Source organism: Neobacillus sp., assembly GCF_031988165.1.
Classification (GTDB): Bacteria; Bacillota; Bacilli; order Bacillales; family Cytobacillaceae; genus Neobacillus; species Neobacillus rhizosphaerae.
Genome location: NZ_DALZYO010000003.1, coordinates 139383 through 156578 on the forward strand (window position 1 = coordinate 139383; position 17196 = coordinate 156578).

Consider the following 17196-nt stretch of genomic DNA (forward strand, 5'->3'; position numbering starts at 1 on the left):
AAAGATTGAACCTGCCCTCACACGCTGCTTATGCAAACATAAGCCGTTTTCCCTCGTTACAGGTCTAAGTGGATTCGAGCTATGCTCTGCATCAATTAAGGTGGTACCGCGGAAACGATTTTTCCGTCCTTTTTAAGGACAGAAGGATCGTTTTTTTATTTTTATTAAAGAAAGGTTCGAATGGATATGAAAAAACAGCTAGTGGTTGTGAAGATTGGGAGCAGCTCGCTTACAAATGCCTCTGGGACCATTTCAGAAGAGAAAATGCGAGATCATGTTGCGGCGATTGCTACTTTAAAAGCACAAGGGCATGAAGTCATACTGATTTCTTCCGGTGCTGTTGCCGCTGGATTTGGTTCACTCGGGTATTCAACGCGTCCCAAAAATGTAGCAGGGAAACAGGCAGCCGCAGCAGTCGGGCAAGGTCTTTTGATGCAAAATTATATTCAACTATTTCACGAGTTTGAGATTGTTCCTGCCCAAATATTATTAACCCGTGAAGACTTTTATAGTCAGGTCCGGTTTCATAACCTATTTAATACGATTCAAGAGCTGCTGCAAAGGGCTGTTGTACCGATTATTAATGAAAATGATTCGGTGGCAATTGATGAATTGACGTTTGGAGACAATGATTTGCTGTCAGCACTTGTGAGTGGGTTTCTACATGCAAATGCATTGATAATTTTAACAGATATTAATGGACTTTATGATGGAAATCCGAAGATTTCTAAAAAGGTAAAAAAATATCATTTTATTCCTGAGGTTTCAGAAAAACTGCTTGCTGTTGCAGGGGAAAGTGGTACTTCCGTTGGCACGGGTGGTATGAAATCGAAGCTATTGGCAGCAAAAAAGGCATTATCACTTGGTGTTAGCGTCTTTGTCGGCTCTGGAACAGGTAAGGAAAAATTGGTCGATATTTTAGCCGGAAAAGGGGATGGCACCTATATTGGCGGTCCATTCCATACCCAGATGCAAATGAGAAAGCAATGGATTGCCTATCACTCTCAAGTCAGCGGGATAATTGAAATCGACGAAGGAGCTGAAAATGCGATTCTATTCCATGGTAAAAGTTTACTGCCGGTAGGAGTAACGAATGTCATTGGCGAGTTTAATGCACTAGATGTCGTGGTGGTAAGAAACCAAAATGGGAAAACCGTCGGAAAAGGACAGATTTACTATTCCGCTAAGGATTTATTAATGGTAAAGGGCTTACCAAGTGAACAATCGAAATGTTATTCCATAAACAAAAAAGCAGAAGTGATTCATCGTGATAATTGGGTCACGCTACCAAAGGAGTGAGTGTAAGAATGAGTGAGTTACTAGAAAAAGCCAGTAAATTAAGTCAAGCAGCGAAACGAATGGCGATGCTGTCAACCGCTGAAAAAAACAAATCCTTATCGATGATGGCTGATCATTTATTGACGATGAAAGAATGGATCCTAAGTGAAAACGCCAGGGATATTGAAGTAGGAAAAGAAAAAGGACTTTCAGCATCCCTTTTGGATCGTTTGCTTTTATCAGAAGAGAGATTGGAACAGATTGTCCATGGGGTTCGTCAATTGATTGATTTGGAGGATCCTATTGGTGAAACTATCGAAGCATGGGAGCGGCCAAATGGTTTGCGAATCGAAACGATTCGCGTCCCGCTTGGGGTGGTTGGAATGATTTACGAAGCTCGTCCAAATGTTACCGTTGATGCCGGCAGTCTTTGTTTAAAAGCTGGAAATGCTGTTCTTCTAAGAGGTAGTTCTTCGGCGATACATTCCAATAAAGCACTTGTACATGTCATGCGAGAGGCACTTGCAGGTACAGCAATTCCAGCGGATGCTGTTCAACTTTTGGAGGATACAAGCCGCGAAACAGCAGTAGAAATGTTTAAATTGAACCAATTCCTAGACGTCCTTATTCCACGAGGCGGAGCTGGCTTGATTCAATCCGTCATCCAAAATGCCACTGTTCCGGTTTTAGAAACTGGTGTTGGTAACTGCCATGTGTTCGTTGATGAAACGGCACAAAAAGATATGGCGATTGAAATCGTGATTAATGCCAAGCTACAACGGCCTTCTGTTTGTAATGCTGCGGAAACAGTGCTTATTCATGAAAAATGGCCTTATGTAACTGAGCTATTGAATTCACTTCATGAAAAAGGCGTTGAACTGCGAGGAGATGAAGAACTATCATCTTCCTATTCGTTTATTAAACAAGCAACAAACGAAGATTGGCATGCCGAATTTTTAGCTCCCATCTTAGCTGTTAAACTCGTGAGTGATGTAAAGAAAGCAATTGACCATATTGACCTCTATGGAACAAAACATTCTGAAGCAATCATTAGTGAAGTGCGGGAAAATGTCGGTTTGTTTTTCAAGTCTATCGATGCTGCGGTCGTGTACCATAATGCGTCTACCCGATTTACGGACGGGGAACAGTTCGGCTATGGCGCGGAAATTGGCATCAGTACACAAAAACTACATGCCCGGGGTCCGATGGGACTAAAAGCGATTACGACAACGAAGGCAATGGTTTGGGGAAAAGGACAAATTCGGGGTTAACGGTTCTGTTAGAAATAAATTTCTGTTATTATTAATAAGCGAACATATATTCTTCGTAGAGACGTTATTAAGTTGGTGATTGGGTGGAAAATGAAGTTCAGATTTCGGTAAGAACTCTCGTAGAGCATGTCTTCCGCAGTGGCAGTATTGATTCCCGTTTCCGCTCGCAAGCGACGCTATTAGATGGAACAAGAATCCATCAAAAAATACAGAAATCCTATCAAGAAGGCGATCAAAAAGAGGTCTACCTTCGTGCAGAGATTCCCTTTGAAGGACTTATATTGATTATTGATGGTAGATGCGACGGTCTGTTATTTCAGGATGGAGCAGTGACCATCGATGAAATCAAGTCATTCTCTCACTCCACTGAACAAATGGATGGTGAAGGTTATCCTGTGCACTGGGCGCAAGCGAAAATGTATGCCTACATGTATGCGAAGGATCATCAATTACAGGAAATCACTGTTCAATTGACCTATGTCCATATTGAGACAGAAGAGAAAAGATATTTTAGCATGAGCTTTACTCTCAGAGAATTAGAAGCTTTTGTTTTCGATTTGATTACAGGTTACGCCCCATATGCAAAACTCCTGCACGAGCACAAGATTAAACGGAATGAAAGTATAACAGCGTTATCTTTCCCATTTGAATCTTTTCGGACAGGACAACGAAATTTAGCAGGAGCTGTTTATAAGACGATTTCAACTGAAAAAAATCTATTTGTGATGGCACCGACTGGAATTGGTAAAACCATTTCCACGCTCTTTCCGGCAGTAAAAGCCATCGGCGAAGGTATCCTCAATCGCATTTTTTATCTTACTGCCAAAACGATTACACGAACGACTGCGGAAGAGGCATTCACAAGGATGCAAGCTTACGGTTTAAGTATGAAGTTCATTACGATTACCGCCAAAGACAAGGTCTGTTTTAAAGAAGAAACTATTTGTCAGAAGGATTATTGTGAATTTGCCAATGGCTATTATGACCGAATCAATGGTGCGATTCTTCATATATTGGCGAACGAAAACAGTCTGACTCGCGAAGTCATTGAAAACTATGCACGAAAACATAATGTCTGCCCTTTTGAATTTTCCATTGACCTTGCTTATACCGTCGATGCTGTCATTTGTGACTATAATTATATTTTTGACCCACGGGTGTCGCTAAAACGAATATTTGAGGAGCAAAAGAAATCCACGGCGTTATTGGTAGATGAGGCACATAATCTCGTTGACCGCGGCCGAGAGATGTATTCAGCCTCCATAACTAAAGAGACATTTCTGCAATTGAAAAAGGAGTTTAAGGGAGAAAACAAAGCAATATATGATGGAGCTAATAAGCTGAATTCATTGTTTATTTCTTTGAAAAAAGAATATGCAGACAAACAAGAGTTCGTTTTAGATCAGTTAGACGAGGTATTAAAACGGCTGCTTGTCCAATTTATCGAAGAGGCAGAAAAAGTTCTCCAGACAGGGACGTTCCCAAGCCTTTTAGAGACTTACTTTAAGGTTGTTAATTTCTTGAAAATAGTGGAACTGCTTGATGAACATTATGTTATCTACGCTGAGAAACATAAAAATGATATTCACATGAAGCTTTTTTGCATCGACCCTTCCAAACTACTTAAACAAATGGGAAAGGGTTATCGGTCAAAGGTTTTCTTTTCGGCAACTCTTTCACCTCTTTCTTATTATCAGGATATCCTTGGAGGTGGACCAGAGGATTATAGGATGTCGATTCCATCGCCATTTTCACAGGATCAAGTTGATGTCTATATCAAGTCTTTGTCTACCCGTTATCGCGACCGAGAAAGGTCGATAGAAGCGATAGTTAACCTGTTATTATCTTTAATTAATAACCGCCCTGGGAATTATCTCATCTTTTTTCCGTCCTATCAGTATTTGCTTTCCGTATTTGAACAGTTTAAACAAAAGGAGACGGAAACGAAAACACTTATTCAAGCAGCTGGGATGACAGAAGCGGATAGAGAAGAATTCTTGGAGGCATTTAAGCCAAATCAAACGGAACATTTGCTGGGTTTTGCTGTCCTCGGGGGAATCTTTTCAGAGGGGATCGATTTAAAGGGTGATCGGTTAAATGGGGTTGTTGTCGTCGGAGTGGGATTGCCACAGCTTTGTTTTGAGCGAAATCTCATTAAGGAACATTTTCAACAAAAAGGAAGAAATGGGTATGATTATGCCTATATATACCCTGGGATGAACAAGGTGTTGCAGGCAGGAGGGAGATTGATTCGATCGGATCAGGACTATGGAACAATCGTTCTAGTTGATGATCGTTTTTTAAAAATGCCTTATCATGCACTTCTTCCCCTGGAATGGCGGAATTATTCCGTTATCTAAAATAGGTTGGAATTGTTTTGCCTATTAATCAAATTAACCAAAAGTTTGACTATTTAATCTAACTTATATAGAATTAGATTAAATAGTCGAACTTTATATAAGAAGGATGTTAAAAAATGAGTTATCCAATCTCAATTTTTATTTTAGATGTTAGCAATTCTTCATCGTATGGAATAGGGGATGAGCTAGCTAATTATTTAGATGAGCTCGTGAGCTGGAACACCATTTGGACAGAAAAGCTTAAACCGATTCATATCAAGCATCGGGCAGGGGATGAAATTATTTTTGTTGGCAGCGGCTACTCAACTGCTTATATCCTTGCTTTTTTTGTAAGTAGAATTTGGAAATTTCGAAATCATAACCCTTATTTTGGTTTGTCTTTTGGAGATATTGATAAGCATTTACATGATATAGATATTGAGAAATGGATCCATCCATTGATTAAGCAGGCGCGGTATGCAAACGATTTATTAAAGAAGGATCAAAAAAGACCTCTCTTTAAATTCGAACTTGACCAATTTTATTCGGGTAATCCCGATAATCCTTTTTTATACAATCAATTTAGAAATGAATTCGAGACTTTACTTAATACATTACTATATATTCAACACACGTTAATAAAAGAGCAAACCAAAATCCAGGAGCTCGTATGTTCATCCTACCTTATCTTACAGCAACAAAAAGCAGTTGGAGAATTTCTTGGCAAAACTCCTCCAACTATTTCAAGTCATTATAAAAAAGGAAAATGCGAAGAAATTCTTCATACTTTTACAGAAATTATGAAAACACTTAATTCCTTGGAGAAAAAGACCTTTCCCACTTTGAGGGTTAATCCTAATGAAGCTAGTGGCATGCTCCTCGATTCCATCAGAAGTCACTTGAAGGAAAATATCAATACACTGCATAGTATCTAAAACCTCAAAAGAGAGGAGAAAAACATGCTTATTTTAAGTTTAATTTTTGCCCATTTAGTTGCAGATTTTTATTTACAAACTGATGAGATGGTCATCGAGAAGCGGAAAAACATCAAAAAGCATATACTTCACCATGTTATTGTTAATACAATAGTGTTTACAGGCTTCGAACTATTTGATCATAAACAGTTCCATCTTGTTATTCATATTATTTTTCCTTTGGCTTTTATCGTTCTCTCCCATTACATAATCGATTTTTTAAAAATTAAGTTGCTAGATACAATAAAAATTCATCAAGAAGAAGGTTTAAAACGTCTTAGTTTTTTTATTTTAGATCAATGTCTGCATCTTGTTACTATCATACTAGTTGGGCGATTATTTCTGGGAACGGACATTGACGGAACAGTGGGAATATTTCTCGATGGCCAAAAATTAAGTCCGATCAATGCTGTTTTGTTTACCATTATCATTGTCATTTTGACAACTAGTGTGAGTGGACACATGATAAGAATTCTTTTAGGTTCTATGCCAAATCAACTTTTATCCTTTGAAGGAAAATATTCCTTTAAAAACAATCGGCAAGAAGAGCATTTCATCAACAAAAGTGGAATAACCGAGGAATATCATTATACGATCTTTAGCAAACAAGATCTTTCGCGTGGAAAGTTAATTGGCTATATTGAGAGACTGCTAGTGTTAGTATTAACCTTTTATCATGCTTATCCTGCGATTGGGTTTATCGTCGCAGCAAAATCGATTGCAAGGTTTAAACAAATGGATGATCGGGATTGGGCGGAATATTTTCTTCTTGGTACCTTAACGTCGATGTTTATTGGGATCACCTTAGGGATTATTCTAAGGGAAGCCTTGACATAAAAAATAAATAGAATTCCGAAAAATTAGCTGCCTAGAATAGGCAGCTAATTTTTCGGGCAAATATGAAGGGAAGTGTGGTGTCTTTTACAACAAGATAATGCTTATTTCATTTTTTGTATTTCTTCAGTAACTACAAATGCAAGGTCATCGTTACCAAACAACGATAAAACACCTAGTAAGGTGTCATGGGCAATATCTCCTGCTTCTTCTTTTGATACCGTTAACTCGATTGCTTCTCTTAAGGAAGGGTTAGCTGACTGACTTGGATAAGCCTTTAAATATAACACTTCTGGGTCAAGGTCATGGTTGACGCACCACTGAGCAAAGATGAGAATCATCATTTTCTCCTCACCTTTATAGTTTTCGACAATCTTTTCTTCTACCTGTTTTTGATTCATAGAAAAAATCTCCTTTAAATACTTTTTACACTTATTATAAGAGATTTATGAAAATTATGTGGCTTTAATAATGATAAAATAGAAAGACTATGGATTATTTTCCTTTTTTAAGAGATACTGTTTGAAGAAAGATAATAAAAAATAGAGGGGGATATTTGATATGACAAAAATTGAAGTAGGCGAAATCTTTACGATAAGCGATGAAAATGATGTAGAACAGGAAGTTGAAGTACTTGGTGTAATGAATATTGAGGGTTCAGAATATGTAGCCGTCGGATTCGCAGAGGACATCAAACAAGAAACGGAAGATGATATCGATATCTTCTTTTTAAAGGTTGACGAAGAAGGTGATTTTTCAGCAATTGAAAGTGATGATGAATTCGATAAAGTATCCGCTGCATTTGATGAAATGATGGACGAGAACGAATGATTGGTTGTTTCAGGAGGGGGTGAACCTCTCTTTTTTTTGTTCATTTTGAAATCTTCAGGGGCTTGAATTGGAAAAATTATGTATGTATATTTTGCTTGATGGCATACTGATAGAGAGAATGTCATCAAAGGAGGGGCATAATGCCGATTGAAGAAGGAACTAAATATCAAATTTCTCAAGGAAATCAATGTAATTTTAACTCTGCTGAATCGCTTATTGTGATCGCTAATAACGGAATTACGGTACAGTTTACACTCGGAGAGGGGAAAGGTCACGGTTCGATGCCAATTGAACATTTATCCTATCTTCTAAAAAAATCATACTTAACACAAATACCAAATAAAAGAATGTTACTAAATACAGAAAATAATGAGGAACAGATTGGTTAATAATAATCAGTCGCAGAGATAATAAAAAAATCCTTCCCCCACATATAAAATGGAGGGGAAGGATTTTATTGTTATCTACATTGGATTATGTCCAACTAAAACTCCATTAATAAAAATGTACATTTCTACAATGCCTTGTTCATTTGAAAAAGGTACACCTACTAAAATTTGGCCAGTAGCATTAAATTTAATTACTTCGATGGAATTTGCGCCCTTCCATTTAAGTCCATCTTTTTTAAGATCCTTCTCGACTTGTTTAAACTGGTTACTGCTAATTATATTAGAAACAGTTTTATTCCTTTCAGCACCTAAAATTTTTGTTACGTCATGGCAAGCGCAATCATCAGGATCGTTAACTTCTACTGGGTTCGTTTGTTCCGATGCCTTTACAGTATTCCCTGTTGTCACAAACAAAGTTAATGCGATTAAGCCTCCACATAATACGGTTAATAATTTCTTCATTTGATTTCCTCCTTTTTTTAACTCTTTTACTTCATTCGCTTTTTTACGACAATATCCTTCAAAAACTTTGGAAAAATCTTCGACAAATGCCATAATTTATTACAATTTATTGACAAGCACTATTTTAGATTGACCTTATAAGAAAAAAAGGCTGTCCACTCTAATTTTGAGAGGACAGCCATTTTTACTGATTTTTCTTTACTGAATAATATTTTACCGGGTCTTTGCTTGTATTTTTCAATACATCAAAAATAGTCCCCGTTAAACTGTTTGGTCCGTGTGCATCAAGACCCACTTCCCACAGCATCATCCCTCCAAAGCCGTGATCAAGTGCCAGTTTAGTTTTCTTTTTCATCGTTGCATCTCCATTATAATAATAGGTCGTACCATTCATTTTTACCGTATCACTAGAGGCATTTGCAGGATTAGTGTTTATGATCGCTTCATAAGAAACCTGTTTTATTTTTGGATTCTCCGGCTGGGCATAAAACGGAACTCCCAAAACGAGCTTCTCTTTTGAAATACGGTTCGTCTCAAAATAATTCGCCCAATAGTTTACAATTTTCTCAGTGTAGGGATATGGAGATAAATTAGCGGCATGGTAGCCATCATCCCACTGACCGTCATAGGCCATGATATTGACATGGTCAACATATTGAAACATCGATGGCTCATATTTGACAAATCCAGTCTCGGTCAAAGTAACAGCATGAATTCCTGCATAAACGGCAATGGACAATTCTTTGTTTTTTGGATGCAGTTGATTGCTTAACTCCATTGTGAAAGCAGCTAGATTCGCGGCATCATCCGCGGAGTGCGGGTATTCAAAGTCGATATCAATTCCATCTAATTTCTCACGGTCTGCAAAACTAGAAAGCTCATGAACGAGTTTTGTCCGGGATGCAGGGTCAGAAATCGCCGCTTTAAAATAAGGATAGGATTCACCGCCCTTGATGTGAAACCAGCCGCCAACACCAAGGATTACCTTTGTATGATATTTTTTTGCATTTGAAACAATCGCCCTTAAGTTATTTAAAGCAGGATCACCATTAAGCAAAAAGCCGCCCTCCTTTGTCGGATGAGCAAAGGAGAAAATGACATGTGTTAGTTTGGCATAATCTATAACATTTGGATCACGGAAATCCTGAACATAGCCGATAAGGGCTTTTGATTGTGCTTTTTCTATTTCTGGTAATGGTTTTTCTTCGGGCATTATTGCTGATTTAGGTACTTTTTCTATATTGATAGATTTTGTATCATTTTTTTGAGTATTGGTAGTAGAGTATAAAACTCCAGTTAAAATTCCTCCAATGAAGGTTATGACAATTACCATTGCAAGGAGGAGATAACGTTTATTCATTCGCAGGATCCCTCCTCAATTTTCTTCCTAATAAAAATTGTATCAGAAAAAGTAATGAAGAGGAGTTGGTAAAATCAACCGCTTAGTTGGGGCAAGGTAGATCCCAATATTTTATAAAATTTGTGTAGAAAGTCGAATCTTTGATATAGTAGTTAGGTTAATCTTTAATTAAGAGGAGTAAGATGTTTATCATGAATCAAGAATATAGAGTGTTATTGTATTATAAGTATGTCGTCATAGAGAATCCTGAAGAGTTGGCAAAAGAACACCTTCAATTCTGTACTGATTTGGGTTTAAAAGGACGAATCATTATTGCCGCAGAAGGAATAAATGGGACGGTGTCAGGCACCATCGAACAGACGGATGCTTATATGAAATACATGGAGGAGCATCCTCTTTTTGCTGGAACGATTTTTAAAATAGATGAAGAATCCGAGCATGCTTTCAAGAAAATGCGGGTCCGTTTTAGGTCTGAACTTGTTACTTTACGTTTGGAAGATGATGTCAATCCAAATAGGCAAACGGGTAAGCATTTAAAGCCAAAGGAATTTTTTGAGGAAATGCAAAAAGAAGACACGGTTGTTATCGATGCTCGAAATGATTATGAATTCGATTTAGGACATTTTAGAGGAGCGGTTCGACCAGATATAACGAATTTCCGCGACTTACCTGATTGGATAAGAGAAAATAAGCAGGCATTCGAAGGGAAAAAGATTCTTACCTATTGTACGGGCGGAATTCGTTGTGAAAAATTTTCAGGTTGGCTGCTGAAAGAGGGAATTGAAGATGTATCACAGTTAGATGGTGGGATTGTCACGTATGGCAAAGACCCTGAAGTGCAAGGGGAATTATGGGATGGTCAGCTCTATGTTTTTGATGAGCGCATCAGTGTACCGGTTAATCGAAAAGAGAACGTGATTGTTGGGAAAGATTATTTTTCTGGTGAGCCATGTGAACGGTATGTGAATTGTGCAAATCCGGAGTGTAATAAAAAAATTCTTTGCTCGGAGGAAAACGAAGATAAACATTTACGAAGTTGTTCTCATGACTGTAGAGTTCATCCTCGGAACCGTTACATTTCCGAGCATGGATTAAGCGAAGAAGAGGTTAATAAGCGATTAATGGCTATTGGTAAGGATGTAACCATATAAGCAAAATTGAGGTAGGTCCAACATTGACCTACCTTTGTTATTGTTTAGATATAATAAAATTCAATGTTTTGGATAACTAGAAAATTAGTTAATCTACTTTAGCGCCCAGCGGCAAGTGTACTTTGCGCTTTTCTTATTTATGTATGAAAAAGTAAATATTTCCTGTTTTTAAGCGCATTTACTAATTTTTTGCAATATTCTTCTCTATAGATGGAAGAATCATGTTAAAATATGTCTTATTATCATCATTTTTTTCTAGGGGGATTATGCATTGGATACAAAGTTTAACAAACCAAAGGGATTTGGGGAAATACTGGATCATACGTTTAGTTTAAGTAAAAATCGCTTTAAGGATTTTTTCTTAATTTTACTCATTTTTATGGGACCCATCTTTCTGCTTGAAGCTATTTTGCAGTTATTTTCCGGTACAAGCTTTTTTAGGGAAGTTGGCAAAGGTAATACTTGGATTGAGCAAAATCTTTCGAGTTTTTTAGAAACAGGAACGTTTGATGCCAACGCCGAGGGCGTTGACATCAGCATAATAATAGTTGGTTTGGTTAGTGCTATTTTGGCCCCGATTGCGGATGCAGCCATTTTATTTGCAATCGATCACGTTCGGAAAAATGAAGAATATACAGTTGGTTCTGTGATTAAACAAGCATTTTCTCGATTTTGGCCGATATTTTGGAGCAGTATTTTATTCGGTATTATCACGATTGCGATTATCACTTTCCCTATCATAATTGTTACTCTTACAGCAGTATTTGGCTATGTGGTGAATCCGGTTTTAGGTGTTCTCGGGGCGATTCTTCTATTTTTAGGCTTTGCTGTAGGAATTGGGCTCTTATTAACCCGCTGGAGCTTTTATTTTGGTTCTGTCGTGCTCGATAAGGAATCACCTGGATTAGGAAGAAGCTGGCGTCTTTCGCGGAAACGAACATGGGCATTGATGGGGCTTTATATTGTTTTTCATTTGATTGTTTCAAGTATAAGTTTTGCTATCCAAATAACCTTTAGTTCCTTTTTAGGTAATAGTGTACTGTTAACACTGATTGTAAACATCGCCACCTTATTTACGACGATGATTTCCTCTGTGGGCTATGCTGTTATGTTTCTTGATTTAAAAACCAGACATGATGCAGATGATTTAAAAGAAATGATTGAGGATTACAACACAAAAACAATCTAATAAATAACCTAAATAAGTTAGGTGATGATTATGCTTGATGCTAACAAAGCACGGGAAGAGCTCAAAGACATTTTAGAAACACGAGAATACCAGATTTACCACAACAATACAAAGGGTTTGATGGAAACGCTGTGGGAAAAAGCCAAACAATGGATTGCAGAACAGTTATTGAAGTTATTTCCTTCCATCGAATCGGCCAGTAGTGCATCTGGGCCGATTCTTATTGCGATTATAATCGTGGTAATTATCCTTTTGGCCATGGCCGCCTTTTTTATGATGCGTACTATCAGTAGGAATAAAATGCTGCGTAATAAAAAGCCGCTTCAATCGATGAAAGAAATCAATTGGTCATACCAAAGGCATTTAATTGAAGCTAAAAAACAAGAAGACTTAACAGAGTACACGCTTTCCACCCGCCATCTGTTTTTAGCCTTGCTCCTTTACTTTCATGAAAAGAATTGGCTCGAGGCAAGAATTTGGAAAACAAATTGGGAGTACTATGAGGAACTTCGGAAAGTAAATCAACAATGGGCCGTCCAATTTTATGATCTCGCTGCTTTTTTTGATGAAGTGACATATGGAGAGCGGAAAGTCCAAAAAGACGAATATCTTCAGTTTCAAACGGAAGTAAGAAAATTGCTTGGGGAACATGAGCAAACACTTGAGAGGTTGGGGGAGAGCACTTGAAGAATCTTAATTCAGCGAGACAGGGATGGATTTGGCTGACTGTTCTTCTCATCTTGTTTATACTAATTAGTTCTTTTGCCTCTTCGCAAAAGCCAAAGCCCTATCCCAACTATGTGTCTGAATCACCTTCTCCCACAGGTGTAAAGGCATTGTATACATATTTAAAAAAGGAAGTAAATGTGAAAAGCTGGACTCCTGCACCAACGAACCTGCCAAAACGAGGCGAACCAAAAGTGCTTATTATGATCGAACCATTTTTTATTCCTGAAAGAGAAGAAATGGAAGCCTATCAGGATTTCATAAAGGCCGGGAATACGATTCTTTTATTTAAAACCAATCCTAAAGGGATGTTTGAACTAGAAACCAGTCCCGATGATCAACAGCTTACACCCGATAAAGGCTTAAAGGTTTATAGCGAAAATCAAGAAGCGTATAAAGCAGAAATAAGCTCTCCCATCCGCTTGCTGACAAACAAGGAAGACACGATTCTCCTTCATGATGATGGAGGAACCGTCGCACTAAAACGGCCTATTGGCAACGGGCAGTTGCTTGTGGCGATTACTCCCAAATGGATGACAAATGACAATTTGTTAGATGACGATCATTTACCACTTGTTTTAAATCTTATTAATGAAGGTAAAGCACGGACGGTTTTGTTTGATGAGTATACGCATGGCAGTCAGAACGCATCATCGATTATGACAATTTACCCGAAGTGGTTTTTACTTCTGGTTCTGCAAGGAATCCTGCTGACGATTCTTTGGCTTTGGTTCAAAGGAAAGCGGTTTGGACCTATTTACATCCCACGGGAAGAGTCAGTTCGGTTTAGTGATGAGGGAATTCAAGCTATTGCTGCCTGGTACCTTCACGGCAAGCGATATCATGATTCATTACTGGTCCAAGCTGATTATGTTAAGCTCCTGTTACAAGAACGATGGCAAATTCCATATAGTAGGGAATGGAAGGATCTTTCTAGTAATTTTGAAAAAAAGTGGACGCAAATGCCCTCATGGGAGATTAAGTCTTTTCTAAGCGGATTGGTCACCATTCTTGAAAAAGGAAAAATAAGTAAACAAGAATACGTATTATGGTCGAAAAAACTAGAGAGTTTACGGAAAGAGGTGGAGGAAGGATGAAAACAGAAATAACATCCTTTTTGGAAAAATATGAACAGCGGATCCTCGGTCAAAATATAAATTTAAGACTGCTATTATCAGCCATTCTATCAGGGGGCCATGTCTTACTAGAGGGTGTGCCGGGTACAGGCAAAACGCAAATGGTGCGAACGCTTGCCAGTCTATTGGGTGGAGACTTTAACCGTATTCAGTTTACGCCGGACCTGCTTCCAAGTGATATTACAGGAAGCACGATATATAATATGAAGGAAAGCACCTTTCAAACACTAAAAGGACCAATTTTCACCAATATTCTCTTAGCAGATGAAATAAACCGCACACCCGCAAAAACACAAGCAGCTCTGCTTGAGGCAATGGAAGAAAAGCAAGTCACTATCCAAGGTGAGACATATCCGTTACCAGAGGTATTTTTCGTAGTGGCGACGCAAAACCCAATTGAATTTGAAGGTACATATCCACTGCCAGAAGCGCAACAGGATCGTTTTCTTTTTAAGCTGATTATTGATTTTCCATCGTTTGACGAAGAAAAAAATGTCTTAAAACGAGTGATTGAATCTAGCTTTGACGAAAAGTATGGTTCAGCTATTCTCGATATGGACACTTTTATATCGATTAGAAAAGAGATTGAAAGCGTCACAGTTGGGGAAAGTGTTTTAGATTATATGATGCAGATTGTAAGGAAAACGCGTGATTCGGAATCCATTCGTTTTGGGGCAAGTACAAGAGCAGGAATCTCCATTGGGAAAGCGGCTCAAGCATGGGCATACCTAGCAGGCCGGAATTATGTGACGCCGGATGATATCAAAATGGTCGCCAAACCGGCATTAAGACATCGTATTCAGTTATCCCCGCATGTAGAATTGGAGGGAGCAACCGTTGACCAAATCATTGAAGAACTTGTGGGGTCGGTTCCTGTTCCGAGATAGAGGGGTTATACCAACAAAACGCTTATTGCTTCTTTACCTTTTCATTTCTCTTGTTTTATTAAGTGGAATGGGTTGGGGAATCTCATGGAGAAACGTTATCACGGTCAATATCATCGTATTTTTAATTAGTTTGGTTGACCTACTCCTTTCACCAAATAAAAAGCAGCTTTTTATTAAACGGACTTTTCCGGCAGAGCTGGAAAGAGGGATTACCTATCCTGTGCAGCTTGAAATTACTAATCACTCACAGCATTCTTTTTCTTTCCGTTTAATTGATGGTCTGCCACAGACATTTGAAACATCATTTCCTGTATTTGGAGTGGCAGAGAAGGAATCAACAACAGAGATAACCTACGAGACGATTGCGTTGGTAAGAGGACGATACGAAATAAAAAAGCTTTATTTTCGTTATTCAAGTTTATTGGGATTATGGGAAAAGCAAAAGACAGATGAATTAATGGAATCAGTAAAAGTTATTCCTGATTTAACTGAGACAAAGCAGTATCTTGAAAATGCGCAAAAATTTCTAGTGTACGAAGGGTTGAAAATTCGCAGACAGCGCAGTGGTGTGGGAGATTTTTCAAAGATTAGAAGTTATGTCGTAGGTGATGATCCGCGAAAGATTAACTGGCGCCAAACCGCGAAGCTGCAAGAAGTGATGACGAATGATTATGAGCCGGAGCACGGGAAGTATATTACCATTTTAATTGATTGCGGGAGAATGATGGGAGCGGAATTGACGAAAGGGAATCGTTTAGAAAAAGCGTTAGAAGCGGCCCTGACCGTAACAGCAGCGGCACTAAAAAATGGCGATTATGTTTCAGTCCTTGCTTTTTCTAAGGAAATAAAAGTCTTTGTCCCACCGGCTAAAGGAATGGCTCATTTACAGACGATTCTCCATGCTATCTATCATCTTAACGTGGATGCCGCTGAGTCTAATTATGCGGCCGTTCTGCAATATTTAGAAATGGTACAAAAGAAAAGAAGTCTACTTTTATTATTCAGTGACGTAAGGACCTTTCTTCATGAGGAAAGCGCACTCGCCTATTTAAAGCGCCTTAGACAAAGACATTTATTTCTAATGATAGGGATTGAGGATAAGACACTCATAAAGAGAACAAAAGAAGAGCCACTGGATGTACAGTCAGCGATGGTGAAAAGTATCGCCCAGCAGCAAATCCTCTTAAAGAAACGGGAAAAGATTAAATGGGAAAAACAAGGCCTCCAAATGATCGAGGCCCGTGAGGAAAAACTGGCGATAGCTGCCGTTTCCCATTATATCGACATTATGAACCAGAATCTCTTGTAGTACGTGTTTTCATAAGCTTTAGCCTTCCAATCACAACATAAAGGATTAAACCAATTACGGTTAAGAAAGCAACGAGATACTTGGCTTCTAAAGAGATAGCTGCAGGTGTGATGAAGCCTTCAATGATTCCTGCAATGATAAACAATGGAATAGTCCCGAGGAGGAGCTGCACGGAACGCTTCGCTTGTTGTTTTAATTGATAGCCTCTTGTGTATTGTCCTGGAACAAAGAGCTTATAGCCCATTAACAGTCCGGCTCCGCCGGCAATAAAAATAGCTGTAAGCTCAATCATTCCATGGGGGACAATATACGCCCAAAAATCATAGGATTTGCCGTGATGCCAATAAAGCGCTGCGAGGGCTCCCACGAGGATCCCATTAGAGATGAGCAAGTAGACAGTCAAGAGCCCAAATGTAACACCTCCGGCAAAGGCAAAAATTGCCACCTTGATGTTGTTTGTCATAATACTGGCGGACATCAGGGCGGAATCAATCGATCCATCGTGGCTTCCTAGTTGTTCAGGGGAGACGCTTTGAGCCATTTCCGCTGGAAGAATTGAATAAATATGTAGTGGATCATTCATTACTGAAAGAAAGCTCCCTATGGCACCGATGGTAAATAAGATCAACGCAATCAATACAAACTTCCATTGCTCTAAGAACAAGCCAATAAATTTTGTACTGAAAAAATAACGAATTTGTTTGAAGCTTGATACTTGATCTTTGTACAAAAGGTTATGTGATTTAGAAACAAGACCGTTCAAATATTGCGTTACCTCATCTGTTGGGAAATAGGTTTGACTATAGGAAAGATTCTGGGCTGCTTTTTGATAGAGTCGATTAAATAGAGTGATATTGGCACCAGTAATGCCATTTCTGCGCTTACTAAATGCTACCATCAACTGCTCAAGCTCTTTCCATTCGTCACGATGCATCTTAATAAATTGCTTTACATTCATTCTGACACCTCTTATTTTAGTAGCTTATGTATGTGCTTATTACTATTCTCCTTATTATAGTAATTTTGTAGGAAAATAGGAACAACTTTATAAAATTTCAAC

Annotated in this window: 17 protein-coding genes and 1 other annotated feature (1 of these 18 cut by a window edge); of the genes, 13 read left to right on the forward strand and 4 right to left on the reverse strand. The window is 38.4% G+C overall.

The features are described 5' to 3' along the window. Positions 1–134: a binding site (T-box leader), on the forward strand (it extends 77 nt beyond the left edge of the window). Between the two features lie 52 nt (positions 135–186). From proB to RTR43_RS02985, 5 genes are all read left to right on the forward strand, one after another. Beyond that, positions 187–1299, forward strand: a complete 1113-nt coding sequence (proB, locus tag RTR43_RS02965; protein ID WP_312469607.1) for a glutamate 5-kinase — start codon at positions 187–189, stop codon at positions 1297–1299. 8 nt (positions 1300–1307) lie between these two features. Continuing rightward, the gene (locus RTR43_RS02970; protein ID WP_312469544.1) at positions 1308–2549 is read left to right on the forward strand and encodes a glutamate-5-semialdehyde dehydrogenase; all 1242 of its coding nucleotides are present in this window, start codon (positions 1308–1310) and stop codon (positions 2547–2549) included. Positions 2550–2632: 83 nt separating this feature from the next. Beyond that, a complete protein-coding gene (locus RTR43_RS02975) occupies positions 2633–4909 on the forward strand; it encodes an ATP-dependent DNA helicase (protein WP_312469545.1) in 2277 nt (758 codons plus the stop codon). A 116-nt stretch (positions 4910–5025) separates the two neighbouring features. Continuing rightward, the gene (locus RTR43_RS02980; protein WP_312469546.1) at positions 5026–5823 is read left to right on the forward strand and encodes a hypothetical protein; all 798 of its coding nucleotides are present in this window, start codon (positions 5026–5028) and stop codon (positions 5821–5823) included. Positions 5824–5847: 24 nt separating this feature from the next. Next, positions 5848–6699 (forward strand): DUF3307 domain-containing protein, encoded by an 852-nt coding sequence (locus RTR43_RS02985; protein WP_312469547.1) that lies wholly within the window; start codon positions 5848–5850, stop codon positions 6697–6699. 101 nt (positions 6700–6800) lie between these two features. Here the strand turns inward: RTR43_RS02985 and RTR43_RS02990 are convergent, their stop codons facing one another. Continuing rightward, the gene (locus tag RTR43_RS02990; RefSeq protein WP_312469548.1) at positions 6801–7097 is read right to left on the reverse strand and encodes a hypothetical protein; all 297 of its coding nucleotides are present in this window, start codon (positions 7095–7097) and stop codon (positions 6801–6803) included. A gap of 160 nt (positions 7098–7257) precedes the next feature. On the opposite strand from RTR43_RS02990, the gene RTR43_RS02995 reads away from it, so the two are divergent. Both RTR43_RS02995 and RTR43_RS03000 read left to right on the forward strand, forming a co-directional pair. Next, the gene (locus RTR43_RS02995; protein ID WP_248734054.1) at positions 7258–7527 is read left to right on the forward strand and encodes a DUF1292 domain-containing protein; all 270 of its coding nucleotides are present in this window, start codon (positions 7258–7260) and stop codon (positions 7525–7527) included. Positions 7528–7667: 140 nt separating this feature from the next. Then, entirely contained in the window at positions 7668–7916 is a 249-nt protein-coding gene (locus tag RTR43_RS03000; protein ID WP_312469551.1) for a hypothetical protein, read from the forward strand. A 75-nt stretch (positions 7917–7991) separates the two neighbouring features. Here the strand turns inward: RTR43_RS03000 and RTR43_RS03005 are convergent, their stop codons facing one another. Both RTR43_RS03005 and RTR43_RS03010 read right to left on the reverse strand, forming a co-directional pair. Beyond that, complete coding sequence (locus tag RTR43_RS03005; protein WP_312469552.1) at positions 7992–8378, reverse strand: hypothetical protein; 387 nt, start codon at positions 8376–8378, stop codon at positions 7992–7994. Between the two features lie 184 nt (positions 8379–8562). Next, on the reverse strand, positions 8563–9738 hold the full coding sequence (locus tag RTR43_RS03010; protein WP_312469553.1) for a glycosyl hydrolase family 18 protein: 1176 nt from the start codon (positions 9736–9738) through the stop codon (positions 8563–8565). 191 nt (positions 9739–9929) lie between these two features. Between RTR43_RS03010 and trhO the strand changes: the two genes are divergently transcribed. The 6 genes from trhO to RTR43_RS03040 all read left to right on the forward strand — a co-directional run bounded on the left by trhO (position 9930) and on the right by RTR43_RS03040 (position 16136). Then, positions 9930–10889, forward strand: a complete 960-nt coding sequence (gene trhO / locus RTR43_RS03015; protein ID WP_312469554.1) for an oxygen-dependent tRNA uridine(34) hydroxylase TrhO — start codon at positions 9930–9932, stop codon at positions 10887–10889. Between the two features lie 271 nt (positions 10890–11160). Beyond that, positions 11161–12078 (forward strand): hypothetical protein, encoded by a 918-nt coding sequence (locus tag RTR43_RS03020; protein ID WP_312469555.1) that lies wholly within the window; start codon positions 11161–11163, stop codon positions 12076–12078. 30 nt (positions 12079–12108) lie between these two features. After that, complete coding sequence (locus tag RTR43_RS03025; protein ID WP_312469556.1) at positions 12109–12765, forward strand: DUF4129 domain-containing protein; 657 nt, start codon at positions 12109–12111, stop codon at positions 12763–12765. Next, positions 12762–13901 (forward strand): DUF4350 domain-containing protein, encoded by a 1140-nt coding sequence (locus tag RTR43_RS03030; RefSeq protein ID WP_312469559.1) that lies wholly within the window; start codon positions 12762–12764, stop codon positions 13899–13901. Before RTR43_RS03025 ends, RTR43_RS03030 begins: the two co-directional genes overlap by 4 nt. Next, positions 13898–14827, forward strand: a complete 930-nt coding sequence (locus RTR43_RS03035; RefSeq protein WP_312469560.1) for an AAA family ATPase — start codon at positions 13898–13900, stop codon at positions 14825–14827. The genes RTR43_RS03030 and RTR43_RS03035 overlap by 4 nt, the downstream gene beginning before the upstream one ends. Further along, a complete protein-coding gene (locus RTR43_RS03040; RefSeq protein ID WP_312469561.1) occupies positions 14778–16136 on the forward strand; it encodes a DUF58 domain-containing protein in 1359 nt (452 codons plus the stop codon). Before RTR43_RS03035 ends, RTR43_RS03040 begins: the two co-directional genes overlap by 50 nt. Here RTR43_RS03040 and RTR43_RS03045 read toward each other — a convergent pair. Next, a complete protein-coding gene (locus tag RTR43_RS03045) occupies positions 16114–17094 on the reverse strand; it encodes a stage II sporulation protein M (protein ID WP_312469562.1) in 981 nt (326 codons plus the stop codon). The genes RTR43_RS03040 and RTR43_RS03045 overlap by 23 nt on opposite strands. Positions 17095–17196: the final 102 nt, after the last annotated feature.

Excerpts from the sequence above, each read along its gene's own strand:
- proB (WP_312469607.1), top strand. The coding sequence starts at position 187 with ATGAAAAAACAGCTAGTGGTTGTGAAGATTGGGAGCAGCTCGCTTACA.
- RTR43_RS02970 (WP_312469544.1), top strand. The coding sequence starts at position 1,308 with ATGAGTGAGTTACTAGAAAAAGCCAGTAAATTAAGTCAAGCAGCGAAA.
- RTR43_RS02980 (WP_312469546.1), top strand. The coding sequence starts at position 5,026 with ATGAGTTATCCAATCTCAATTTTTATTTTAGATGTTAGCAATTCTTCA.
- RTR43_RS02985 (WP_312469547.1), top strand. The coding sequence starts at position 5,848 with ATGCTTATTTTAAGTTTAATTTTTGCCCATTTAGTTGCAGATTTTTAT.
- RTR43_RS02990 (WP_312469548.1), bottom strand. The coding sequence starts at position 7,097 with ATGAATCAAAAACAGGTAGAAGAAAAGATTGTCGAAAACTATAAAGGT.
- RTR43_RS02995 (WP_248734054.1), top strand. The coding sequence starts at position 7,258 with ATGACAAAAATTGAAGTAGGCGAAATCTTTACGATAAGCGATGAAAAT.
- RTR43_RS03000 (WP_312469551.1), top strand. The coding sequence starts at position 7,668 with ATGCCGATTGAAGAAGGAACTAAATATCAAATTTCTCAAGGAAATCAA.
- RTR43_RS03005 (WP_312469552.1), bottom strand. The coding sequence starts at position 8,378 with ATGAAGAAATTATTAACCGTATTATGTGGAGGCTTAATCGCATTAACT.
- RTR43_RS03010 (WP_312469553.1), bottom strand. The coding sequence starts at position 9,738 with ATGAATAAACGTTATCTCCTCCTTGCAATGGTAATTGTCATAACCTTC.
- trhO (WP_312469554.1), top strand. The coding sequence starts at position 9,930 with ATGAATCAAGAATATAGAGTGTTATTGTATTATAAGTATGTCGTCATA.
- RTR43_RS03025 (WP_312469556.1), top strand. The coding sequence starts at position 12,109 with ATGCTTGATGCTAACAAAGCACGGGAAGAGCTCAAAGACATTTTAGAA.
- RTR43_RS03035 (WP_312469560.1), top strand. The coding sequence starts at position 13,898 with ATGAAAACAGAAATAACATCCTTTTTGGAAAAATATGAACAGCGGATC.
- RTR43_RS03045 (WP_312469562.1), bottom strand. The coding sequence starts at position 17,094 with ATGAATGTAAAGCAATTTATTAAGATGCATCGTGACGAATGGAAAGAG.